This is a genomic window from Streptomyces sp. XY431 (assembly GCF_001279805.1).
In the GTDB taxonomy this organism is placed as follows: Bacteria; Actinomycetota; Actinomycetes; order Streptomycetales; family Streptomycetaceae; genus Kitasatospora; species Kitasatospora purpeofusca.
Map to the genome: position 1 here is coordinate 24,475 of NZ_LGDO01000482.1, position 22,692 is coordinate 47,166.

At 73.4% G+C, this 22,692-nt stretch carries 17 protein-coding genes; 8 read left to right on the forward strand and 9 right to left on the reverse strand.

Annotated features, from left to right (window positions below; translation table 11 throughout):
• Positions 1–148 precede the first annotated feature (148 nt).
• Both gltX and ADK60_RS31360 read right to left on the reverse strand, forming a co-directional pair.
• A complete protein-coding gene (gltX, locus tag ADK60_RS31355; protein WP_053650394.1) occupies positions 149–1,519 on the reverse strand; it encodes a glutamate--tRNA ligase in 1,371 nt (456 codons plus the stop codon).
• Positions 1,520–1,646: 127 nt separating this feature from the next.
• Entirely contained in the window at positions 1,647–2,762 is a 1,116-nt protein-coding gene (locus ADK60_RS31360) for an FAD-dependent monooxygenase (protein ID WP_053650395.1), read from the reverse strand.
• 228 nt (positions 2,763–2,990) lie between these two features.
• Here ADK60_RS31360 and ADK60_RS31365 point away from each other — a divergent pair, with 228 nt between their 5' ends.
• Positions 2,991–3,953, forward strand: a complete 963-nt coding sequence (locus ADK60_RS31365) for a TetR/AcrR family transcriptional regulator C-terminal domain-containing protein (RefSeq protein ID WP_053650396.1) — start codon at positions 2,991–2,993, stop codon at positions 3,951–3,953.
• Here the strand turns inward: ADK60_RS31365 and ADK60_RS31370 are convergent.
• The 3 genes from ADK60_RS31370 to ADK60_RS31380 form a co-directional block, all read right to left on the reverse strand.
• Positions 3,950–4,537: an SLATT domain-containing protein gene (locus tag ADK60_RS31370; protein WP_053650397.1), complete on the reverse strand. Its 588-nt coding sequence runs from the start codon at positions 4,535–4,537 to the stop codon at positions 3,950–3,952. The two genes, ADK60_RS31365 and ADK60_RS31370, sit on opposite strands and share 4 nt — an antisense overlap.
• 50 nt (positions 4,538–4,587) lie before the next feature.
• Positions 4,588–7,665: an HD domain-containing protein gene (locus tag ADK60_RS31375; protein ID WP_159400671.1), complete on the reverse strand. Its 3,078-nt coding sequence runs from the start codon at positions 7,663–7,665 to the stop codon at positions 4,588–4,590.
• A gap of 79 nt (positions 7,666–7,744) precedes the next feature.
• Positions 7,745–8,710, reverse strand: coding sequence for a GlxA family transcriptional regulator (locus ADK60_RS31380; protein WP_053650399.1), 966 nt, complete (start codon positions 8,708–8,710; stop codon positions 7,745–7,747).
• A 71-nt stretch (positions 8,711–8,781) separates the two neighbouring features.
• Here ADK60_RS31380 and ADK60_RS31385 point away from each other — a divergent pair, with 71 nt between their 5' ends.
• Positions 8,782–9,405 (forward strand): cysteine hydrolase family protein, encoded by a 624-nt coding sequence (locus ADK60_RS31385; protein ID WP_053650400.1) that lies wholly within the window; start codon positions 8,782–8,784, stop codon positions 9,403–9,405.
• Here ADK60_RS31385 and ADK60_RS31390 read toward each other — a convergent pair.
• Positions 9,392–10,231: an SDR family oxidoreductase gene (locus ADK60_RS31390; RefSeq protein ID WP_053650401.1), complete on the reverse strand. Its 840-nt coding sequence runs from the start codon at positions 10,229–10,231 to the stop codon at positions 9,392–9,394. The genes ADK60_RS31385 and ADK60_RS31390 overlap by 14 nt on opposite strands.
• A gap of 174 nt (positions 10,232–10,405) precedes the next feature.
• Between ADK60_RS31390 and ADK60_RS31395 the strand changes: the two genes are divergently transcribed.
• Positions 10,406–11,320: a sigma-70 family RNA polymerase sigma factor gene (locus ADK60_RS31395; RefSeq protein WP_053650408.1), complete on the forward strand. Its 915-nt coding sequence runs from the start codon at positions 10,406–10,408 to the stop codon at positions 11,318–11,320.
• A gap of 83 nt (positions 11,321–11,403) precedes the next feature.
• Here ADK60_RS31395 and ADK60_RS31400 read toward each other — a convergent pair whose 3' ends face one another.
• The 3 genes from ADK60_RS31400 to ADK60_RS31410 form a co-directional block, all read right to left on the reverse strand.
• The gene (locus ADK60_RS31400; RefSeq protein WP_053650402.1) at positions 11,404–12,960 is read right to left on the reverse strand and encodes a trypsin-like serine peptidase; all 1,557 of its coding nucleotides are present in this window, start codon (positions 12,958–12,960) and stop codon (positions 11,404–11,406) included.
• Between the two features lie 109 nt (positions 12,961–13,069).
• Entirely contained in the window at positions 13,070–13,594 is a 525-nt protein-coding gene (locus ADK60_RS31405; RefSeq protein WP_078896368.1) for a DinB family protein, read from the reverse strand.
• A 45-nt stretch (positions 13,595–13,639) separates the two neighbouring features.
• A complete protein-coding gene (locus tag ADK60_RS31410) occupies positions 13,640–14,218 on the reverse strand; it encodes a nucleosidase (RefSeq protein ID WP_045939246.1) in 579 nt (192 codons plus the stop codon).
• Between the two features lie 406 nt (positions 14,219–14,624).
• Between ADK60_RS31410 and ADK60_RS31415 the strand changes: the two genes are divergently transcribed.
• From ADK60_RS31415 to ADK60_RS31435, 5 genes are all read left to right on the forward strand, one after another.
• Positions 14,625–15,986 (forward strand): GlnX family signal transduction membrane protein, encoded by a 1,362-nt coding sequence (locus ADK60_RS31415; RefSeq protein WP_063783315.1) that lies wholly within the window; start codon positions 14,625–14,627, stop codon positions 15,984–15,986.
• A gap of 15 nt (positions 15,987–16,001) precedes the next feature.
• Entirely contained in the window at positions 16,002–17,027 is a 1,026-nt protein-coding gene (locus tag ADK60_RS31420) for a glutamate ABC transporter substrate-binding protein (RefSeq protein WP_053650404.1), read from the forward strand.
• A 157-nt stretch (positions 17,028–17,184) separates the two neighbouring features.
• Positions 17,185–18,684 (forward strand): hypothetical protein, encoded by a 1,500-nt coding sequence (locus ADK60_RS31425; protein ID WP_234371372.1) that lies wholly within the window; start codon positions 17,185–17,187, stop codon positions 18,682–18,684.
• Positions 18,685–18,689: 5 nt separating this feature from the next.
• Positions 18,690–21,383, forward strand: a complete 2,694-nt coding sequence (locus ADK60_RS31430) for a serine/threonine-protein kinase (RefSeq protein ID WP_053650405.1) — start codon at positions 18,690–18,692, stop codon at positions 21,381–21,383.
• Positions 21,384–21,386: 3 nt separating this feature from the next.
• Positions 21,387–22,692 (forward strand): PP2C family protein-serine/threonine phosphatase (locus ADK60_RS31435; protein WP_063783316.1); only part of this gene is annotated, 1,306 nt, incomplete at its 3' end.

A 22,692-nucleotide genomic window follows, 5' to 3' on the forward strand; every position in this document is an offset into this window, starting at 1 on the left:
ATGATCACTCTATTGACCGGATCGACCGGCCGAGGGGTGCATTCCAGCACCGGAATCATGGGTCAATTGCACCGCGGAGAAGCCCCCGGAAACGGCGACGGGCCGCACCCCCGACCTGGGGTGCGGCCCGTACGGAACGGCTCCGGCGTCAGCCGGCCAGACGTTCCGCCGCAGCGTCCAGGCGGGCCAGGGTCCGCTCGCGGCCCAGCACCTCCAGCGACTCGAACAGCGGCAGACCCACGGTGCGGCCGGTGACCGCGACCCGGATCGGCGCCTGCGCCTTGCCCAGCTTCAGCCCGTGCTCGGCCGCGACGGCCTCCAGCTCGGCCTTCAGCGCCTCGGCCTTCCAGTCGGCCACGGCCAGCTTCTCGCGGGCGGTGCGCAGCAGGGCCAGCGCGCCGTCCTTGTCCTTCATGGCCTTCGCCCAGGACTGCTCGTGCTCCACCGGCTCCGCCAGGAACAGGAAGTCGACCTGCTCGACGATCTCGCCCAGCACCGCGATCCGGGACTGCGCCAGCGGGGCGAGCTCGGCGAACGCCTTCGCGTCGAACGCCTCGGCCGGCCACGGCGCGCGGTCGGCCGCCAGGTACGGCGCGCAGGCGGCGATGAACGCGTCCACCGTCAGGGCGCGGATGTACTCGCCGTTGAACGAGCGCAGCTTCGCCACGTCGAAGAAGGCCGAGCCGGCGTTCACCTCGGAGATGCTGAACAGCTGCTCCAGCTCGGCGTAGGGCCGGATCTCGACGTCGTCCTTCGGGCCCCAGCCCAGCAGCATCAGGTAGTTCACCATCGCCTCGGGCAGGTAGCCCTCGGCCAGGTAGTCCTCCAGCGCCACCTTGTCGCGGCGCTTGGAGAGCTTCTGCCGCTTCTCGTTGACGATCACCGGCAGGTGCGCCCAGACCGGCGGGGTGGCGCCGAGGGCCTCCCACAGCAGCTGCTGCTTCGGGGTGTTGGAGAGGTGCTCCTCGCCGCGGATGACCTCCGTGACGCCCTGCTCCAGGTCGTCGACCACGTTGGCGAGCAGGAACACCGGACTGCCGTCGCCGCGGGCGACGACGAAGTCCTCGATGGCGGAGTTCGGGAAGGCCGGCTCGCCGCGGATGAGGTCGACCACGACGGTGGCGCCCTCGTCCGGGGTGCGGAAGCGCAGCGCCCGGCCCTCGGCGTACTCCAGGCCCCGCTCGCGGCAGAAGCCGTCGTAGCCGGTCTGGGCGGAGCCGGTGCGCTCGGCGGTCTGCTCGCGGGTGCAGTCGCAGTAGTAGGCGCGGCCGGCCGCGTACAGCTTCTCGGCGGCGGCGCGGTGGGTACCGGCGTTGGCGGACTGGAAGTACGGGCCCTCGAAGGCCGGGTCGCCCTCGTGGATGCCGATCGCGGCGAGGGCACTGATGATGCCGTCGGTCCACTCGGGCTTGTTGCGCGCTGCGTCGGTGTCCTCGATCCGCAGGACGAAGACACCGCCCTGCTGTCGTGCCGTCGCCCAGTTGTACAGCGCCGAGCGGGCACCGCCGACGTGGAACATGCCGGTGGGGCTCGGAGCGAAACGGACGCGGACGGGACGGGAAACCTCGGTCATGGAACCAAAGGGTATCGGGCCGGGGGCCGGTCCCCGTCACGTGCACCCCGCCCCGGGGCCTGTCGGCGTCCGGCTACGCGGCGTCCAGGACGATCGCGTTCTTCGCGCGCTCGACGGACTCCTCGGCCGCCGGGCCACCGGGGTTCTCGGTGGCGAGGGCCTGGTTGAGGGTGACGAAGGGGCGCATCCGGCGCTCGTAGCGCTCGTAGGCCGCGCGGTGGCCGGCGCCGCTGTCCCGGGCCCGGCCGAGTTCCTCGGCGAGGACGTACGCGCCGACCAGGGCCAGGCTGGTGCCCTGCCCGGAGAGCGGCGAGGCGCAGTAGCCCGCGTCGCCGAGCAGCACGGTGCGGCCGACCGACCAGGAGTCCAGGTGGATCTGCGCCATCACGTCCGCGTAGAAGTCGGTCGAGCGGTGCAGGGCGTCCAGCAGCCGGGTCCGCTCCCAGGGCAGCGTGGAGATCCGCTCGGCGACCGTCTTCCGGGCCGCCTCGGGGTCGCGCTCGACGGGCGTGTCGCTCGCCCAGCCGAAGACGATCCTCAGCTCGGTGTTGTCGCGCACCGGGTAGATGCCGTAGCCGGCGTCGCCGTCGCGCTGCCAGACCTGCCAGTCCTCCAGGCCGAGGAAGTTGTCGGCGGCGAAGATCGCCACATGGGTGCCGAGCGGGCTGAGGCAGTCCGCCTCCGGGCCGAAGGCCAGCCGGCGCACCCGGGAGTGGAGGCCGTCGGCGCCCACCACCAGGTCGAAGGTGCGCGGCTGCCCGTGCGCGAAGGTGGCGTGCACCCCGTGCGCGTCCTCGTGGAGCGAGGTGATGCTGTCGCCGTGGACGAACTCGACGCCCGCCGGGGTGTGGCCGTAGAGGATCTCCATCAGGTCGCCGCGCAGCAGTTCGACGTCCCCGTTGTCGAGCCGGCCGCTGCTGTAGGTGGTCTCCTCCGAGCGGTGCAGCTCGGTGCCGTCGGCGCCGAGCACGGACATGCCGCGCATCCGGGTGCGGACGGCCCGGACCTGCTCGGTGAGGCCGGTCCGCTCGATCACGTCGAGGGCGACGCCCCGGATGTCGACGGCCTGGCCGCCGGAGCGCAGGCCGGGGGCCAGCTCGACGACGGTCGGGGCGAAGCCCCGGCGGGCCAGCCAGTGGGCGAGGACGGTGCCGGCGATGCCGCCGCCGGAGACGAGGACGTTCTGCATGGTTGCTCCCCTGGTTCGTTGTGCTCGGTACGGCGCCGTCCGCCGTGAACGCTCTGAACGTACGCTGTACATACAGAGCTTCGCAAGCCTCGAAATCGCAGGTCAGAGCTGTTTCTGAGCTAGGACAGCAGGCGCTCCGGGGCTGATTCCCCTGGTAGCGTCTGCGCTAGTACAGGCCTGGCGCGGCCGCCAAGAATTTTCCGAACATCCGAACAGGAGGGCGCCGCCGTGGCACCCGAGACGGACCCGCCGTTCCGCCGCATCGCCGCCGACCTCCGCCGCCGGATCGCCAGCGGCGAACTCGCCCCCGGCGCGCGCGTCCCCTCGAACCGGCGGCTCGCCCAGGACTGGGGCGTCGCCCTCGCCACCGCGACCAAGGCGCTCACCGTGCTCCGCTCGGAGGGCCTGGTCGAGGCCCGGGCCCGGGTCGGCACCGTGGTCGCCGCCGCCGTTCCCGCTGCCCCCGCCGCCGCCTCCGCCTCCGCCTCTCCGACCCAACCAGCCTCTCCCGAAGGCGAGTTGAGCCGCGAGCGGCTGATCGCGGCCGCCCTGGAGATCGCCGACGCGGAAGGGCTCGCCGCCCTGTCCATGCGCGCCGTCGCGGCCCGGCTCGGAGCCGCCCCGATGTCCACCTACCGCTACGTCACCAGCAAGGACGAACTCGTCCTGCTCGCCGCCGACGCCGCCTTCGGCGAGGCCGGCTACCCCGCCGACCCGCCCGCCGGCTGGCGCCCCCGGCTCGAACTCGGCGCCCGCACCCTGTGGTCGCTGTTCCGCCGCCACCCCTGGCTCGCCGAACTCGGCTCCGTCACCCGGCCGTTGCTGCTGCCCAACCTGCTCACCCACGCCGAATGGGCCCTCGCCGCCCTCGACGGCCACGGCCTCCCGGCCGCCACCGTCCTCGACATCCACGTGCTGTTCTACAGCTACATCGAGGGCCTCGCCGCCAACCTCGAACGCGAGGCCCGGGCCCAGGCCGCCACCGGCCTCACCGGCGACCAGTGGACCGACACCCGCTTCGCCACCTTCGACACCCGCACCGCCGCGGCCCGCTTCCCGGTCTTCACCCGCCTGACGGCCGAACTGGACGAGGGCTACGACCTCGACCTCGACACCCTCTTCGAATCCGGCCTCACCACCCTCCTCGACGGCCTCGCCCCGCGGATCGAGGGCGCGCCGGCGGACCGTTAGCGCGACGGCTGGGAGGGCAGCGACGGCACCGAGCCGGACTCCAACTGCACCAGGTGGCTCTGGAATTCGGAGACCCAGACCATGGTCTCGTTCTCCACCACCAGCGCGAAGTCGTCCACGAACGCCGCCAGCTCCTGCACCGCCTCGGCGAACTCGGCCTGCACCGGATTGGCCGCGACCCGTGCCTCGATCCTCGGCCAGCGGGCCTGGAACCGGACCAACTGCCGGTTGAGCACCATCGCCGTCGACACGTACCGCATCCAGGCCGACGAGTAGCCGCACACCTTGTCCATCGCCACGAAGCTCGCGCCGATCCCGATCAGCCCGTACCCCCAGATCGACTCCTGCGCCCACCCCATCCCGACCGCCACCACCGGTGAGACGGTCCCGCCGGCGATGCTCAGCACCGCCGCCAGCCGGAGGAAGCGCGACCAGCGGGCCTTGGAGACCTTCTCCTCGGTGTACCAGTTGATCGACTCGACCGCGTAGGCCTCGACCCACAGGAACAGCTCCCGCAGCCCGGCGCGCAGGTCGGTCGAGTGCGACATGTCGGGGAGCTGCACGGCCCGCAGGTCGCCTGTCATGGTGACGCGCGACTGAAGCCGCTCAGCCTCCCCACCCCCGGTCGTCACCATCAGTAGCCCCTGTGGCCGCGCTGCCACTTCCTGGTGTCGAAAAACTCCATCGCACTCTCCTCCGAGCGGCAGATCGCGGTGAATGCCGGCCAGTCGATCACGTCGATCAACCCGAGAGATTCCAATTGGTCCTGCAACTCGGCGACCGAGGAAGGCTTCGTGGAGGCAAACCTCGGCATCGCCAGGTTATTGATCATCCGCTTGGAAATCAGCCAGCAGAGCATGGCCAGGCCGGTCCTCGCCCGCACCCCCACAGCGGCCTTCAGCTCATCCACCATCTCCTGCCAGGGGTGGCCAGGCAGGAGATACGCCATATCCCCCATGATGAACCCTCTCATCGCCTTCTCGAATCCCGTCTCATCCACATCACCAATCGGGATCCTGACCATTTTTGTCGCCCGGCCGTACCGCTCGATCTCACGATCGAGAACCTCCAGACCTGTACCTTCCAGGTCGGGCGAAGTCCACCGTGGGAGAGCACCCTTCTGCACCCACCGGGCACTGCACGTGCGATTCGCGACATCGCCCACGACCCGACCGATCTCCCAGTCGGCCAAGAACATTTTGTCGATCTCCTCGGCCCTGCCGAGCCGCGTGCAGAGGACCGGTTTCCTGTCCGCGCCCTGGTCCTCCACCTGCCCTCCGAGGAGAGCGACGATCGACCCGCGAGTCCCTCCGGGCAACTCCCGGAGAAGGTGTTCCACGTGCTCGGTGACGGCACTCTCCACGGTCTCGATCTCCGTGAAGCCGAGCAGCTCGTCCGCCGTGATCCGCTTCCTGGCACCTCCCTCCTCGACGAGGAAGAAGGGAATACGTCGCACTGCCTCACCGAGCATCGCCGGCGAGACCGGAGTGTTGTTCCCCCTCAACGGACTCGCGATGTAGGACGCCTCCTGCGTCGCCCAAGTGATCGAGTGTCCACGTTCCTTCAGCGCTTCGATCTCGCCGATCACATGGCCGCAGTATGCCTCGTAACAGGCACGAATGAACTCGTCCCGTTCCGGCGTGGAATCCAGGGCCGATCGGGCGGCATTCGTACGCGGCGAGTTGGCCCCGAAGGTATTGGCCAGAGCCGCAATGGGACCGGACCCTCGGAATCCAGGTGTCACTCCCTCCACCCGGACCCCGGCCACGCAGACACCTGTGACAGGATTCTCCAGCGAGCGCGCGATCGATGGGCGGAGTCGCAGGTCGACGGGACTGAACGTCCACTCCCTGAAGTACTCGCTCCACTGGAGGGCGTAGGCGATCGAAGCATTGCCGATCCTACGCTCGACGATCTTGAGTTTTCCTTCCTCCAGGTCCCGCGCACTCGCCGAATTCGATTTCACCATCGAATCCGTCAGCGCCTCACCGACCGTGGCGTATCCGATCCCCTGCTCGGAGCCGCCGTCCTCCCGGACGGTCACCTTGCACTCGGGCAGGACCACGAAGTGTCGGGCGGTCCTCGTCACGCTCCTCAGTTCGGCGCTCGGCCTGAGCGTCAGCCGCACGATCGTCCCGTGCGGCCGGATCCGCTCGGGAACGTCCTGGTTCTTGTCGAGGGTGCGGACCAGGTACTGGCCGTGAACGGAGCGCAGTGAAAGCTGCCGGGCCTTCTCCTCCTCCGGGTGACAGGTGGTGATCTCCACCTGGTCGGCCACCATGAACGTGGAGAGCACGCCGATACCGAAGCGGCTGATCGGGTTGAAGTCGGGATTCCGCTTCCGGAACTCCGGCTCCTGGTAGCGGCTCGACCCCGCCCGCAGGAGGTTGTTCTCGATCACGCCCTGCGTCATTCCGGTGCCGTTGTCGCAGATCTCCAACACCCGCTGCGCGCTGTCCCAATGGACTTCGACCCTGCCGAGTTCCGGCGAGCGCGTGCCGTACTGGAGCCGAACCGCATCGATCGAGTTCTGGAGGAGTTCCCGAAGGACGACGTTGGTGTCGTTGTAGAGCGTGTGTCCGGTGAGGAGGTCGAGAATCTTCTGGCGGTCGATGGTGAAGCGGAAGGGCTCCTTGAGGAAGCCCCGCGCCACCACGCGGTCCGTGTCGATGACCCGCCACGGGAATTCATACTTCGATCCCAGCTTGTCGTTGGACCTCTGGGCCCACTCGAAACTCAGCTGCAACTGGTCAGCGGCGTACTTCAGGTAGGACGTAAGGGCGAAGTACCCGTTCGAGTCGGTGAACGTGGCATAGACCTGGATGGTGTCCCGCGACGCATGGTCGGACGGGACGCCGTCCCGGTCCACGCCCTTCTTGGCCACGACCGCCTTGACCGCGGCCTGTTTCGCCCACTCGTTCTGGCTGATCGGATCCGCCGGATTGAAGACCCGGAAGGCGACCGAGGGAGTGCGGTCGCTCGTGATGTGGAGGAGGTCGACCGTCCGGAGCAGGATCGCCGCGAACTGCACGTTTGCCCGCTCGCGCTCGGAGGATCCGTAGTACCAGTCGACGGGGTACTTGCTGACGTCGTAGAGATCGTCGAGATGGTGGCTTTCACACACCTTGGCCAGGTCGTCCCGGAACACCGGGTCGACCTGGCGCAGGAGGTTCCCCATCTCCTTGACGACCGCGTCCGCCGCTCCGAGGTTCGGCGTGTGATCACCCACGATCCACTTCCGCACCCGGGCGGCGTGGTGGTGGCGCACGAACTCCTGGTAGAGGAAGCGCTCGCGGCCTTCCTCGCTCAGGACGTTGAGCCGCGCCAGGTAGTCCCTGCTGTCCGAGTCCGAGGCCTGTAGGCACTCCGCCTTGAACTGCGGGAACTCCGACTCCTCACGGCGCTCGTACTCGTTCTTGGTAACCAGCATGCCGAGGTCGTGGAAGTAGACCGCGAGCACGATCAGCAGCCAGTCCGCCGGCGTCATCGCCGCGCGGGTCTCCGCCGTGACCAACCAATCGAGCTTGCCGAGCATCGCATCGATGTGTGTGATGTCGTGCTTGGTGTATTCGTCGAAGAAGCCGAAGCTGCCGATCTTCCCGAGGAGCTCCTGGAGGTCCTTCCTGGTCTGCGCCAGGCTGAGCCCGCCGAAGGCAGGAAGGTCACAGGCCGCGCTCGCGTACCGCTCGGCGTCCGACGGAAACTCGCTCAAATCCAACTCCCAGGGCGCTCCGATCGCTGCATGCTAGCGCTAAGTGATCGGCCCTGTTCGGAGTTTGACGAACCGTGAGTCAGCCCGCGTCCCGCCCCCGGAACGTCCTGCGGTACTCCCGCGGCGGCACGCCCAGGCGGGTGGTGAACGGCGGGCGCAGGGAGACCGCCGAGCCGAAGCCGCAGTGGACGGCGACCGCGTCCACCGGGAGGTCGGTGTCCTCCAGGAGGCGCTGGGCGGTGAGGATGCGCTGATCGAGCAGCCAGCGCAGCGGGGTGGTGCCGGTCGCGGCGGCGAAGCGGCGGGCGAAGGTGCGTTCGGACATCAGGGCGAGGGCGGCCATCCGGCGGACGGTCCAGGGGGTGTCGAGGGCGGCGAGGACCTCGGTGCGGACGCGGGCGAGCGGGTCGTCCCCGGCGGGCGCGGGCTCCGGGACCGGGGAGGGGATGAACTGGGCCTGGCCGCCGGAGCGGAAGGGCGCGGTGACCATGGCGCGGGCGATCGACGCGGCCGCCCGTTCGCCGTGCGCCGCGCGGACCAGGTGCAGGCAGAGGTCGATGCCGGCCGCCACCCCGGCGGACGTCCACAGCCGGCCCTCGCCGGTGAACAGCACCTCGGGCCGGACGTCCACCGCCGGGAAGCGCTCCGCCAGGCGGTCGGCGAGGGCCCAGTGGGTGGTGGCGGTGCGGCCGTCCAGCAGGCCGGCCTCGGCGAGGACGAAGGCGCCCGCGCAGAGGGAGGCGATGGTGACGCCGCGCCCGTGGGCGGCGCGCAGCGCGGCGTGCACGGCCGGGTCGCGCGGCTCGTCCGGACGCTCCACGCCCGGCACCACCACCAGGTCGCAGGCGGCCAGCGCGTCCAGCCCGAAGTCCGGGACGCGTTCCAGCCCGCCGCCGAGCCGCACCCGGGCGCCGTCCGGGCCGCAGACCCGCAGCTCGAAGTCGGGGATGCCGGGAAGGCCCGACCGTTCGGCCCAGACCTCGCCGATCACCGCGTAGTCGAACGGCCGCACCCCGTCGAAGACCAGACACCCCACCGTGCGCATGGCAGGATCGTATCGATGGGTGGCTCCACCGCCGCTCACGGGTGGGCCCGGGCCCGCCGCAGCATGGACGCATGACGAACACCAGCGCCTTCGACGCCCCGCTCACCATCGACACCGACGCCGTCCTGGTCGTCATCGACGTCCAGAAGGGCTTCGAGGACACCGCGTTCTGGGGCGAGCGCGACAACCCCGGGGCCGAGCAGCGGATCGGCGAACTGATCGACGTGTGGCAGGCCACCGGGCGGCCGATCGTGGTCGTCCAGCACGCCTCCACCACCGGCCCGCTCGAACCGGGCACCCCCGGCTACGAGTTGAAGGACTTCGTGGCGGCGGTCGAGCCCGCGCTGCACATCACCAAGACGGTGAACAGCGCCTTCTACGGCACCCCGGACCTGCACGCCTGGCTCCAGGAGCGGGGCGCCCGGCAGGTGGTGGTCACCGGGATCATCACCAATGTGTGCAACGAGACCACCGCCCGGATGGCGGGCAACCTCGGCTACGACACGGTCTTCCCGATCGACGCCATGCACGCCTTCGACATGACCGGCCCGGACGGCGCGACCCTCCCGGCCGCCGAACTCGCCCGGGCCACCGCGACGGTGCTGCACGCGATGCGGTTCGCCAAGGTGGTGCCGACCGCGGCGGTGGCCACGGCGGCGAAGACCGGCGCGCCCGCCGCCGTCAGCTGGTCCTGACCCGGGCGGCGGCGCCCGCCACCGCGCCCGCCGGGAAGGTCTCGGCGAGGAAGGCCTCCCAGGTGCGGGTGCCCCGGTCGGCGCCGGGCCGGGCGAGGTTGACGCCCTCCCGGTAGCAGCGGCCCACCTTGCCGGGCACCCGCAGCGGCACCATCGGGCGGCGCTTGCCCGCGGCCGCGAGGTAGTCGCGGGTGAGGTCGCCGAGCGTGCGGACGGCCGGACCGGCGAGGTCGGGGACGAGCCCGGCGGGCGCGGCCAGGGCCAGTTCGACCAGCCGCTCGGCGACGTCCCGCGCGTCGACCGGCTCCCAGCGCATGCCGCCGAGCCCGGGGACGAGCGGCAGCTTGCCCATCGCGGCCGCCGTCTTCGCCGTCAGGTCGTGGAACTGGGCAGCGCGCAGTGTGGTGTACGGGATGCCCGAGCCGACGACGGCCCGCTCGGCGGCGTACTTGGCCCGGAAGTAGCCGAGCGGCACCAGGTCGGCGCCGATCACCGAGATGTAGACCAGGTGCTTCACCCCGGCCCGCTGGGCGGCGGCGACCAGGTTGCGGGTGGTGGCCTCGTCGTTCTTGGCGTCGCCGGCCAGGTGCAGGACCACCTCGACCCCGGCGAGGGCGGCGTCCATGCCCTTCCCGACGGCACCCTTCCCGTCGGCGCCGGTGAGCAGGTCGCCGGCCACGTACTCGACGCCGTCGGCAGCCGGGCGGGGGTTGCGGGTGAGCACCCGGACCTCGCGGCCGGCCGCCCGCAGCAGCGGTACGACGTGACGGCCGAGGGTGCCGGTGCCGCCGGTCACGAGAACGGGGGCGTGGGTCGGGAGAGTCATGATCGTCACTCCTTGGACGAACGGAGGCCGCGCTTCCGGCGGACCCGCTAGGTTTCGTGCTTCCGGAGCTATGACCCACGGCGACAAAGGAATGTGACACGGGTGGACGAGAATTTTCTGGCGGCGGACCCGGCGGAGGACGCCGGGGCCGCGAGGGGCGCCGGGTCGGGGGACGTGGACTCGTTCGAGGCGCACCGGCCGCACCTGCGGGCCGTCGCCTACCGGATGCTCGGCTCGATCGCCGAGGCGGAGGACGCCGTCCAGGACACCTGGCTGCGCTACGACCGCACCGACACCTCCGAGGTGGAGAACCTCGGTGGCTGGCTGACCACGGTGATCGGACGGATCTGCCTCAACCAGCTGCGCTCGCGGGCCCAGCGGCGCGAGGAGTCCTTCGAGTCCCGGGTCGCGGCCGGCGGCGGGGGCGGCGACGTCGAGCCGTCGCGGATCCCGGACCCGCTGCTCAGGCGGGCGGACGCGCCGGACCCCGAGCAGGAGGTGCTGCTGGCCGACTCGGTCGGACTGGCGCTGATGGTGGTCATGGAGTCGCTCTCGCCCGCCGAGCGGGTGTCCTTCGTATTGCACGACATGTTCGCGGTGCCGTTCGAGGAGATCGCCCCGCTGGTCGAGAAGACGGCGGCGGCCACCCGGCAGCTGGCCAGCCGGGCCCGGCGCAAGGTGCAGGGCCGGGCGCCCGCGCCGGACCGGGACCTGGCCCGCCAGCGGATGGCCGTCGACGCGTTCTTCGCCGCCACCCGCACCGGGGACCTCGACGCGCTGCTCGCGGTGCTGGACCCGGACGTGGTGCTGCGCGCCGACGGGGCCGCCGCCGGGCGGGAGCAGCGGCGTCCGGTGGTGCTCAACGGGGCCCGGACGGTCGCGGGCCAGGCGGTCATGTTCCGCGGCCTGTCGCCGTACGCGCGGCCGGCGCTGATCAACGGCGCGGCGGGGGTCGTGGTGATCGGGGCGAACGGCCGGCCGATGTCGATCATGGCGTTCACCGTGGTGGGCGGCGTGATCGTGGCGATCGACGTGCTCACCGACCCGGACCGGCTGGCCGCGCTGGACCTCACGGCGTTCGCCGACTGAGCCACCGCGCGGCAGGGGGCGTGAACGCGGCCGCCCCCGCACACCGAGGTGTGCGGGGGCGGCCGTCGTGCGTCCGGCGGGCGTCAGCCCTTCTTGGAGATGAAGTCGAACGCACCGGCGGCGACGTCGTCCAGGTACGGGCCGGCCTGGAACTTCGGGTCACCGGTGTGCTGGCCGACCGAGACATTGCTGACCAGCGCCGGCTGGCCGTCCTTGGCCGCCAGCCAGCCACCGCCGCTGGAACCGCCGGTCATGGTGCAGCCGATGGCGAGCATCGGCGGGCGGGTCGGGTCGTAGGACAGCCGGGTCGGCTTGCCGCTCTCGCAGCGGTTGAGCTCCATGCCGTCGAACGGCGGGGCCGCCGGGTAGCCGTACTCGGTGATGTTGAGCTGCTCGCGCGGGGCGTTGAACCAGACCGGCACGGCGCCGCCGACCGTCTCCTCCAGCGACTTGCCGCCCTCACCGGGCTGCACCCGGATGATCGCGAAGTCGTACTGGGTGGCCGGCGAACCGCCGTCCCCGCCCTCGGCCTTCCACTGCGGCGAGGTGACCGCCTGGGTGGCGTTCCAGATGCCGAGCGGCGCGTACTGCGCCTCCTCGGCCTGCTTGCCGCCGCTCAGCGCGCCGTTGCTGTTGAACGCCGGGATGAAGGAGATGTTGCTGAAGTACTTGCCGCCCTTGCCCTGGTGGATGCAGTGGCCGGCCGTCCAGACCAGGTTGCTCTTGCCGGGGTGGGCCGGGTCGGCGACCACCGTGGCGGAGCACTGGTAGTGGCTCAGCCCGGCGGCGGCCTCGGCACCGCTGCCCGGCGCGTCCGCGAACAGCTTCCCGTGCACGGCGAGCTTGGTGTACGGGTGCGGGAGCGGCTGGGCGTTGACGGTCTTCGGCAGCGGGTCGTTGCCGTTGTCGGCCGGCTGCGCGGGCTGGGCCGGCTGGGCCGGCGGCTGGGCGGGCTGCGCCGGGGCCTGCGAGGGCTGGGCGGGCGGCTGCGCGGGCTTGGCCGGCGGCTGCGACGGCTGGGCCGGGGCCTGGGTGGGCTGGGCCGGCGGGGCCGGGGCCTGCGAGGCCGGCTGCTGGGTGTTCGACGGCTTCGGCGCCGCGGGCGGCGGGGTCGGGTGGCCCGGCTGGGTGGGCTGGCCGGCCGGCGGCTTGCCGGACGGCGTGGCCGGGGCGGTCGGCGCACCGGGCGGCGTCGGCTGCCCGGGCTTGGCCGGCGACTGTGAGGGCTGGGCGGGCTGCGAGGGCTGAGCCGGGGCCTGGGTGGGCTGGGCCGGTGCGGCCGGCGGGGCCGCCGGCGGGGCGGCGGGCGGCGGGAGCGGCTCGTTGGGCTTGGCCTTGAGCAGCTTGTCCAGCGTCCAGAAGCCCTTGGCGGCGGCCGGGAGGGCGTAGTCCTTCGCCCACTTCTCCCAGTCCTCGAACTTCCACTTCTTCAGGTCTTCGAGGTTGGCCGGCAGCCCGATGTTCGGCGCCGCACCTGCACCCGCACCCGCTCCCGCCGTGACGGCGGTGTCGGCCGAGCTGTTGTCCGGGCCGCAGGCCGCGGTGGTGAGCAGCGTCAGCGCGAGCGCCGAGGCGCCGAGCGCCGTCCTGGCGGCGTGCGCGGTGCGACGGCGCCCGCTGTTTCTGTCAGAAAATGACATGAATTTGTGTTCCCCCTGTGTGAAAAACACCCGGCGCCGCCGGAGCGGCACCGGGTACTGCGCGGGGGAGTATTCCACTCTCCGTCAGGGCGGCGGCCACCCGCCCCCGTCAGCGGCCGACCGAACCGTCCAGCAACTCCCGCAGGATGTCGGCGTGACCGGCGTGCCGGCCGGTCTCCTCGATCATGTGGACGAGCAGCCAACGCATCGACGGCGCCTCGGCGTTGGGCCGCAGCGAGCGCACGCCGGGCAGGTCCGGCCGGTCCGCCGCCGACACGATCACCTCGTTGGCCCGGGCGATCGCCTCCCGGTACGCGGCCACCGACCCGGCCACCGTCTCGTCGCCGGGCGAGGGCGCGTCGTCGTCCCACAGTTCGACGTCGTCGCCCCGGTAGGCCCAGAGGAACCAGTTGAGTTCGACGGCGGTGAGGTGGCGCACCAGCCAGAGCAGGCTCGTCCCGGAGGCGACGCCGGGCCGACGGGCGTCCTCGTCGGACAGTCCGTCGGTCTTGGCGATCACACAGGTGCGCAGGTAGTCGAGGAAGGTGAGCAGCGTGGTGTGCTCGTCGGCGTTCAGCCCCGGCGGCCGGAGGTCGGCCTGCACGGGCGCGGGGGCGTCGGTGTTCTCAGTCACCCGGCCACCCTAGGGTGCGCCTTCCGGACCGCGTCTGCCGGACCGTCACCAGCCCTGGGCGTGCAGCCAGTCGGCCAGGTGGCGGGCGCAGTCGTCGACCGACTCCCGCCAGGAGTGGGCGGCGCCGTCGCCCGCCTCGTCGCTGACGTGCTTGACCAGGCGGACCGGCAGGCCGGCCCGGTGGGCGACCGTGGCGACGGCGTAGCCCTCCATGTCCACCAGGTCCGCGTGCTCGGCGAGGCGGTCGCGGGCGGCCGGGTCGGAGACGAAGAGGTCGCCGGTGGCCAGGACCGGCCCGTCGCCGCCCTTGCCGACGACCAGCGGCGCGCCGTAGGTGCGGCCGGTGAGGGCGTACAGGGTGGGGGTGTCCAGGTCGTGCTGGATCACCTGGGTGACGGTGTGGGTGCCCTCCCAGCCGGGGCGCAGGGCGCCGGCGGTGCCGAGGTTCACCACCTCGGAGGGGTGCCGCCCGCCGGCGAGGACGGTGGCCAGCGCGGCCGCGGCGTTGACCTTGCCGATGCCGGTGAGCAGCACCGGAAGGCGGTCGCCGAGGTGGGCGGCCTCCTCCCGGACGGCGACGACAAGCAGCGGACGGTCGGCGGAGATCGTTCCCAGAAGGCGCATGGCGCCATCGTACGAAGGACCGTGCGCCGGGGCCGACCGGCACCGTTCGCGCCCGGGGAGCGCGTCCCACCGGCGCACACCGCCGCGGACACCCCGGCGCGGACCCGACTCCCGCACAAACGGACCCCGATCCTCCGGTCAACTCGGGAACCGCGTAGGGTGCGTGCCGCGTCGACCCGTTCGCCGCACGGCCCGAGGGGGGACCCGGGCCCGGCGGGCGAAGCAGGGACGGACAGCTCAAGATCCGCGCAACTCGGGTGTGGCCGCGGGGAGTGACGGCCATACTGCTGGCAACGGCCGGGCCCCCGAGACGGGGGGCGGGCCACAGGGGAGGGGGTGGCTGGTGGCGACACCGGTACGCACGGAGGGGCCGGGCGCGCACACGCCGCGACGGCCCGCGGGTACGGTGCCGGCCCAGCGACGGGCCGGCGGCACGGGGGCGGTGGTCCTGCCGACCGGGCCGCTCGCCCGGCTGGGGCGGGCCACCCGGACGGCGCCGGGCCGGCTGCGGCTGGCCGGAGCGCTGCTCGCGGTGCTGACCCTGGCGTTCGGCGCACTGACCGCCGTCCAGGTGAACTCCCGGGCCGCGGCCGCGCAGCGGGTGGTCGACAACAGCCAGCCGCTGAGCCAGGCGGCCGCCGACATCAACCGCTCGCTGGCCGACGCGGACGCCACCGCCGCCACCGGCTTCCTGCTGGCGGGCGCCGAACCGCGGGCCGTGCGGGAACGCTACGAGCAGGACCTCAGGACGGCCTCCCAGCTGATCTCCGAGTCCGCCTCCCGCACCCCCGGCGCGTCGCCGCTGCGGGAGGTGCTCTCCAAGCTGAACCAGCAGGTGCCGGTGTACGCGGGGCTGGTGGAGACCGCCCGGGCCAACAACCGGCAGGGCTACCCGCTCGGCGGTGCCTACCAGCGGTACGCCTCCGAGCAGATGCGCACCGTGCTGCTGCCGGCCGCCGCGCAGTTCTCGGCCGCCGAGAACGCGCTGCTGGCCGAGGACATGAAGGCCGCCCGGGCCACCCCGTGGGCCGGGTACGCGCTGGGCCTGCTGGCACTGACCGGACTGGTCTGGGTGCAGATGGCGCTGTTCCGGCGGACCAACCGGGTGTTCAACATCGGGCTGGTGGCCGCCACCGCCGCCGTCCTGGCCGCGGTGCTGTGGCTGACGGTGGCCGCGACCGGCGCCGCCTCGGCGCTGGCGCGCGGCGAACGCGAGGGCGGAGCACCGCTGCGGGCGCTCAACTCGGCCCGGGTGGACGTGCTGACGGCCCGCCTGGCGGAGAACCTCCACTACGTGGCGCGCGGCTCCAGCGGCGTCTACGCCGACCTGTGGTCGAAGACCACGGAGCACCTGTTCACCTCCGACCCCGGGCGCGGCACCGGGCCCGGCACCCTGGTGCAGGCCCAGTCGCTGGCACCACCGGCGGCCGGGGCCAAGCTCGCCCAGGCCATGGCCGACTACCAGCGGTGGCGCGAGCGGCACACCGCCGCGAGCAGGCTGGAGAACGACGGCGACTACCAGGCCGCGCTGGACGCCACCGTGACCGCCCGGGAGGCGGACGCGCCCAACACGGCCGAGGCCGCGTTCGCCGCCGCCGACCGGCAGCTCGCCGACGCGGCGGTGCTGGAGGAGGGCGAGTTCCGGGACGCCGCGCTGGGCGTCGACAAGGATCTGCGCACCGCGGCCGCCGCGATCGCGGTGCTGGGCCTGCTGGCCGCGGCCGCGGCCCTGCGCGGCCTCGGCCGCCGACTGGCCGAGTACCGGTAGAGGGGGGACGGAAGCATGGTCACCAACACGAACGCGGACACGAGCACGAACACCGGTCGGAACCGGGGCCCGGGCCGGGCGGCCGCGCTGCGCGGGGCCCGGACGGCGGCGGCGCTGGCACTGCTGGCGAGCGGCGCCCTGGTCCTGGGCGCGGGCGGGCCGCGGGAGTCCTCCCCCGCGGCCGGCGCACCGCGCCAGGTACCGCTGGCGGCGCAGCAGGAGCAGGCCGGGCAGTCGGAGCAGAGCGGGCAGGCCGACTGCGACCTGTACCGCAGCGTCCCGGCGAGCAGCGAGGACGGCCCGGCGGTGAAGGCGATCAAGGCCAAGCGCAGCCTGGTCGTCGGCATCGACCTGAACAGCTACCGGTGGGGCTCGCGCAACCCCAACACCGGCCAGGTGGAGGGCTTCGACATCGACCTCGCCCGGGCGATCGGCACCGCGATCATGGGCGATCCGGAGAAGGTCGTCCTGAAGGCGGTGCCGACCGCCGACCGGATCAAGTTCATCCAGGAGGGCCGGGTCGACATCATCGTCCGGACCATGTCGATCACCTGCGAGCGGTTGGAGCAGGTGGCCTTCTCCCGCCCCTACTTCACCACCAGCCAGCGGGTCCTGGTGCCGAGGTCCTCCCCCGCGAAGACCATGGACGAGGCGCTGAACGGCGCCACCGCCTGCGCCGCCTCCGGCTCCTCGGCCGAGGAGGAGCTGAAGACCCGTCCGGTGAAGCAGCTCGTCACCGTGCAGAACCACCTCGACTGCCTGGTGCTGATGCAGCTGGGCAAGGTCGACGCCACCATGACGGACGACGGGCTCGCGGCCAGCCAGGCCGCGCAGGACCAGACCGTCCGGGTGCTCGACGGCGAGGTCCGGCCGGGCGTGATGGGCATCGCGATGCTGAAGACCAGCACCGATCTGACGGCCCGGGTGAACCAGGTGCTCAACGACTACTACACCGGCGGCAGCTGGCGGCGGGCGTACGACACCTGGCTGAAGCCCTACCTGCTGGACGACGCCGACCGGCACTGGCCGACGCCCCGGTGACGGGAGCGGCGGGCCGCGCTGACGGTTCCTTGACGACCGGGCCCGGCCCGGCGGCAGGGGCGCGCGCTAGGGTCGGGGCGGATTCCCCGGGCGCCGGAACCGGCCGCCCGGGAACCACGGAGCACCGAACACAGCAGGCGAGGGAGGGGAGGGAACGATGGCGGCTTCGGCCGGCCCGGCACTGAGCCGGGAGGAGGTGGACCGCGCGCTGGCGCGCCTCGGCGCGGAACGCGACGCGGTCGAGTCCGCGCTGCTCTCGCTCCAGGACCACCCGGGCCTGCGCCTGCTCGACGGCGCCGGACTGACCGGGCGGACCCAGGAGCGCTGGTCCGTCGTCGGGCAGGGCCTGCCGCTGCTCTGGGCGCTGTTCGACCGCTACTCGGAGGCTCTGGCCTCGGCCCGCGCGGTGCGGGCCCGCAAGGCCAGGCCGGGCGGGCCCGAACTCGCCGAGCTCAGTGAGCTGCTGACCGGCGACGCGGTAACCGTGCCCGGCGGCGCTCCGGACGGCCCGCAGCGGCTCGGCGCGCCCGCCCGGCTGGTCGAGCGGGTCAGCCTGGACGAGCTCATGGAGCGGATGAACTCCTGGTACGCCACCGTGCTGGAGGTGGTCTCGGCGGCCGACGCGGTCTGGACGGCGCTGCCGGCCCGGATCGATCTGCTGATCGCCGAACTGCGCCGGGTGCAGACCCTGGCGGCCTCGCTCGGCGTGCGCTCCGGGACCCACCCGCTCGGCGACGACCTGGAGGCGCTGGACGCCGACCTGCAGGGGCTGCGGACCGAGGTCCGCGCCGACCCGCTCGCCCTCTGGCGGCCCGCCAGGGTCCCGGCCCAGCGCGGCACGGTGCCGGACGGCGGCGCCCCGGGCCTCCCCTCCGGAGTGGTGGACACCGAGCGCTTCGACCGGGCCGGGCGGGCGCTGGACGGCGTCCGGCAGGAGCTGGAGAACCTGCTGCGGCTGCGCGACGACGCCGAGGAGCGGCTGCAGGGCGTCGGCGACCTGCTCCAGCGGGCCGACGCCACCCTGGCCGAGGCCCGGCGGGCGCGCGGCGAGGTGCTGGCGAAGATCGCCGCCACCGAGGTGCCGGCCGTCCCCGGACCGGCCTCGGCGCTGCGGGAACGGATCGTGCTGGCGCTGGACCTGCGGCAGAACGGGCAGTGGTACCGGCTGGCGCCGCTGCTCGACGCGCTGGAGGACGCCGCCGCCAAGGAGCTGGCCCGGGCCCGGCAGTCGCTCACCGAGGTGACCCAGCCGCTGGCCGTCCGGGCCGAACTGCGCGGGCGCCTGGACGCGTACAAGGCGATGGCGGCCCGGCTCCGGGTGGCCGAGGACCCGGAGGTGCTGGAGCGCTACGAGAAGGCGCGCTGGCTGCTGTGGAGCGCGCCGTGCGACCTGCGGGCGGCGGCCGGCGCGGTGGCCCGGTTCCAGCAGGCGCTGCGACCGGCGCCGGGCGAGCCCGGGGCGGGCGCGGGCACGGCGGAGCCGGGCGGGTCGGGGTACGACGGCACCGGGTACAGCGGTGCCGGGTACGCCGCGGCCGGGTACGGCGGCGCGGTGCAGGACGGGATCGAACGGTACGGGATCGGGCAGGGCGGGGCGGCGGCCGGCGGGGAGCCGGCCGACGGACAGGCTGTCGACGGACGGGTACAGGGGGGCTGACGGTGATGGGCGAGACGTGCGTACGACCGGAGTGCGGCACCGGGACGATCGACGCGGACGGTTACTGCGACGAGTGCGGTCTCGCCCCGGCGAGCAGCACCTCGACGCGGACGGGCACCGGGTCGGCGCCTGCGGGCACCGGATCGAGCCGGACCGGGACCGGGACCGGTCCGGCGACGGGCACCGGTCCGGTGACGGGGGCCCGCGGCGGGACGGCCGCGGGCCGGAGGTCCGTCGCCGGACCGGGTGACCCCTGCCCGCGCGACTGCGCCGGGACGATCGACCCCGACGGCTACTGCGACGAGTGCGGCCTCGGCGCCGCCTCGGCCCCCCTGACCGGCGGCGGCCTCGACAGCGGCCAGGCCCGCAGCTCCTCCGTCCGCAGCTCCTCGGTCCGCAGTTCCTCGGTCCGCAGCGGTTCGGCCCGTTCGCTGTCCGGCCGCTCCCGCTCGCACCGCTCCACCCGCACCGGCAGCAGCCGCTCGGTCTCGGTGCGCAGCAGCCGCGGCAGCAGCTCCGCCGGCCGGCACCGGCTGGGTGCCGGCCTGGTGACGGTGCCGACCGTCCCGGCCGCCGATCCGTCGCTGGCGGTCCTGGAGAACCCGGAGGTGCCGGAGCGCAAGCGGTTCTGCTCCAAGTGCGACACCCCGGTGGGCCGGGACCGCAACGGCCGGCCCGGCCGCCCGGACGGCTTCTGCACCAAGTGCGGCACCCCGTACTCGTTCACCCCCAAGCTGCGCCGCGGCGACCTGGTCGGCGGGCAGTACGAGGTGGTCGGCTGCCTGGCGCACGGCGGGCTCGGCTGGATCTACCTGGCGGTCGACCGGCGGGTCAACGACAAGTGGGTCGTGCTCAAGGGCCTGCTGGACACCGGGGACGAGGACGCCCTGGCGGTGGCCGTCGCCGAGCGCCGCTTCCTCGCCGAGGTGGACCACCCGAACATCGTCCGCATCATCAACTTCGTCGAGCACCCGGACCTGCGGACCGGCGCCACCGACGGCTACATCGTGATGGAGTACGTCGGCGGCAAGTCCCTGAAGGACATCGCCAACGAGCGCCGCCTCCCGGACGGCCGGCGCGACCCGCTGCCGGTCGAGCAGGCGATCGCGTACGGGCTGGAGGCGCTGCCCGCGCTGGGCTACCTGCACTCCCGGGGCCTGGTGTACTGCGACTTCAAGATCGACAACGTGCTGCAGAGCGGCGACGCGCTCAAGATCATCGACATGGGCGCCGTCCGCCGCCTCGACGACGACGGCCCGATCTACGGCACCATCGGCTACCAGGCGCCCGAGATCGCCACCGACGGCCCCTCCCCCGCCTCCGACCTCTACACGGTGGCCCGCACCCTGGCCGTGCTCAGCTTCGACTTCCAGGGCTACTCCACCACCTACCGGGACACCCTGCCCGGCCCCGAGTCGGTCCCGGTCTTCGCCGCCTACGAGTCCTACTACCGCCTGCTGGTCCGCGCCACCGACCCGGACCCGGCCCGCCGGTTCGGCTCCGCCGAGGAGATGGCCGACCAGCTCACCGGCGTGCTGCGCGAGGTGCTCGCGCTCCAGGACGGCCGGGCCCGGCCCGCGCAGTCCACTCTGTTCGGCCCCGAACTCCGGGTCGTCGACACCGAGCTGGTGGCCACCACGGTGCGCCCCGGCGAACTGCGGCTGACCGCCGTCGACCCGGCCGCCGCCGCGCTCGCGCTGCCCGTCCCCCGGGTCGACCCGGCCGACCCGAACGCCGGCTTCCTCGCCACCCTGCTGGCCGCCGACCCCACCGAGGCGCTCACCGCGCTGGACGGCGCCCCCACCGACTCGGTCGAACGGCGGCTGCGGGCCCTGCGCGCCCTGCTCGAACTCGGCCGGCCGCACCAGTCCGCCGAGGCGCTGGCCGCACTGGAGAAGGACCACCCGGACGACTGGCGGGTGGTCTGGTACCGGGGCCTGGCCTCCCTGGTCACCGCCGCCGAAGCCGATGCCGGAGCCGGAGCCGGTGCGGGCACTGCCGCGGGCGCCGGAGCCGGTGCAGGTGCAGGTGCCGGTGCCCCCGACGGAACCTCGGCCCGCGAACGGGCCCTGCGCGCCGCCGCCGAGGCCTTCGACGCCGTCTACGACGCCTTCCCCGGCGAGGCCGCCCCCAAGCTGGCCCTCGCCGTCTGCGCCGAACTCCTCGGCGACGGCGGCGACGCGGCCGAGTTCTACCGCCTGGTGTGGAGCACCGACCAGAGCTACCTGAGCGCCGCCTTCGGGCTGGCCCGGGTCCGGCTCGCCGAGGACGACCGGGCCGGCGCCGTCGCCGCCCTGGAGACCGTCCCGGCCACCTCCAGCCAGTACACCGCCGCCCGGATCGCCGCCGTCCGGGCCCGGCTGCGCGAGCGGCCCACCACCGACCCGCTCGGCGCCGACCTCGGCGCGAGCTCCGAGCAGCTGACCGCACTGCGCCTGGACGACCGCCGCCGCGAGGAACTCGCCGTCGAGGTACTCGGCGCGGCGCTCGGCTGGGTCACCGCCGGTTCCCCCGGGGGGACCGGTGCGGGCCCGGCAACGGGCGAGGTCAGCGTGCTGGGACGGCCCGCGGTGGAAAGGGAACTGCGGTTCGCCCTGGAGCAGTCCTACCGGGTACTCGCCCGGTTGGCCGACCGGGCCGAGACCAGGATCGAGATGGTGGAACGGGCCAACCGGGCCCGTCCCAGGACGTGGGTGTAACTGATGCCGCAGCAGACCGTGTGCCAGAGCTGTGCCGAGCCGATGGACCCGGAGGACGTCTTCTGCGGGTCCTGCGGGGCCGGCCGGGACGGCCGTCCCGCCCCCGGCGCGATGCCGGCCGGCTGGTCCGCCGCCCGGCCCGGCGGCGGGGAGGACCACCCGCCGACCCTGCCCAACACCCCCTCCGTGCCCGCCCAGGCCGACCGGAGCGCGGTCGCCTGCGCGCACTGCGGACTCCACCAGGTGACCCCCGACGGCTACTGCGAGGCCTGCGGCCGCGCCCAGCCGCGCCCCCGCGACCACATGGAGAAGGCGCTGGCCGGCGTCGCCGGCGTCAGCGACCGGGGCCTGCGGCACCACCGCAACGAGGACTCCTTCACCATCGCCGCCTCCTCGCTGCCCGGCGGCGAACCGGTCGTGGTGGCCGTGGTCTGCGACGGCGTCTCCTCCTCCGACCGGCCCGACCAGGCCTCCGAGACCGCGGTCGACGCCGCCTCCGAGTCGCTGCTCAGCTCGCTGGAGGCGGGCACCGACCCGACCCGGGCGATGCGCCGGGCGATCGCCGACGCGGCCGACGCGGTGGCCGCCCTCGCCACCGACGGCACCCGGCCGCTCCGGCCCGACGTCAACGCCCCGGCCTGCACCTACGTCAGCGCGATCGCGTCCGGCGGCCGGATCACCATCGGCTGGGTCGGCGACACCCGGGCCTACTGGATCCCCGACGACCGGGTCGCCGCCGAACCGTTCCGGCTCACCCAGGACGACTCCTGGGCGGCCCGGATGGTCGAGGCCGGGCTGATGGGCGAGGCCGAGGCGTACGCGGACCCGCGCGCCCACGCCATCACCGGCTGGCTCGGCGCGGACGCCGAGGAGGTCGTGCCGCACACCCTCGACTTCACCCCGCACGTGCCCGGCGTGCTGCTGGTCTGCACCGACGGCCTGTGGAACTACGCCGAGGCCGCCACCGACCTGGCGTACTACGTCCGGCCGGACGCCCGGACCGAACCGCTGGCCGCCGCGCAGTCGCTGGTGAAGTTCGCCGTCGCGGCCGGCGGGCACGACAACATCACCGTCGCCGTGCTGCCGATCGACCCGCCCCCGGCGGCGGACACCGGGGAGGACGCCCGGACCGCGACCGCGCTGGACCTGCCGGTGATCACCGCGACCGGTGCGGCGTTCGGGAGCGACGCGGCGGACGAGGAGGAGGACCACGCGCCGACCCTGCCGGACATCCCGGTGATCGGCTCGGCCGCCGCCCCGCTGCCCCCGGTCCCGCCGCCGCCCGCCGTGCCGCCCCGCCCGCCCGTGC

Bases quoted from the DNA above. Each gene is read 5' to 3' on its own strand.
- ADK60_RS31370 (WP_053650397.1), bottom strand. From the start codon at position 4,537: ATGACAGGCGACCTGCGGGCCGTGCAGCTCCCCGACATGTCGCACTCG.
- ADK60_RS31420 (WP_053650404.1), top strand. From the start codon at position 16,002: ATGGTCACCAACACGAACGCGGACACGAGCACGAACACCGGTCGGAAC.
- ADK60_RS31360 (WP_053650395.1), bottom strand. From the start codon at position 2,762: ATGCAGAACGTCCTCGTCTCCGGCGGCGGCATCGCCGGCACCGTCCTC.
- ADK60_RS31385 (WP_053650400.1), top strand. From the start codon at position 8,782: ATGACGAACACCAGCGCCTTCGACGCCCCGCTCACCATCGACACCGAC.
- ADK60_RS31410 (WP_045939246.1), bottom strand. From the start codon at position 14,218: ATGCGCCTTCTGGGAACGATCTCCGCCGACCGTCCGCTGCTTGTCGTC.
- ADK60_RS31390 (WP_053650401.1), bottom strand. From the start codon at position 10,231: ATGACTCTCCCGACCCACGCCCCCGTTCTCGTGACCGGCGGCACCGGC.
- ADK60_RS31430 (WP_053650405.1), top strand. From the start codon at position 18,690: ATGGGCGAGACGTGCGTACGACCGGAGTGCGGCACCGGGACGATCGAC.
- ADK60_RS31380 (WP_053650399.1), bottom strand. From the start codon at position 8,710: ATGCGCACGGTGGGGTGTCTGGTCTTCGACGGGGTGCGGCCGTTCGAC.
- ADK60_RS31425 (WP_234371372.1), top strand. From the start codon at position 17,185: ATGGCGGCTTCGGCCGGCCCGGCACTGAGCCGGGAGGAGGTGGACCGC.
- ADK60_RS31400 (WP_053650402.1), bottom strand. From the start codon at position 12,960: ATGTCATTTTCTGACAGAAACAGCGGGCGCCGTCGCACCGCGCACGCC.
- gltX (WP_053650394.1), bottom strand. From the start codon at position 1,519: ATGTTCCACGTCGGCGGTGCCCGCTCGGCGCTGTACAACTGGGCGACG.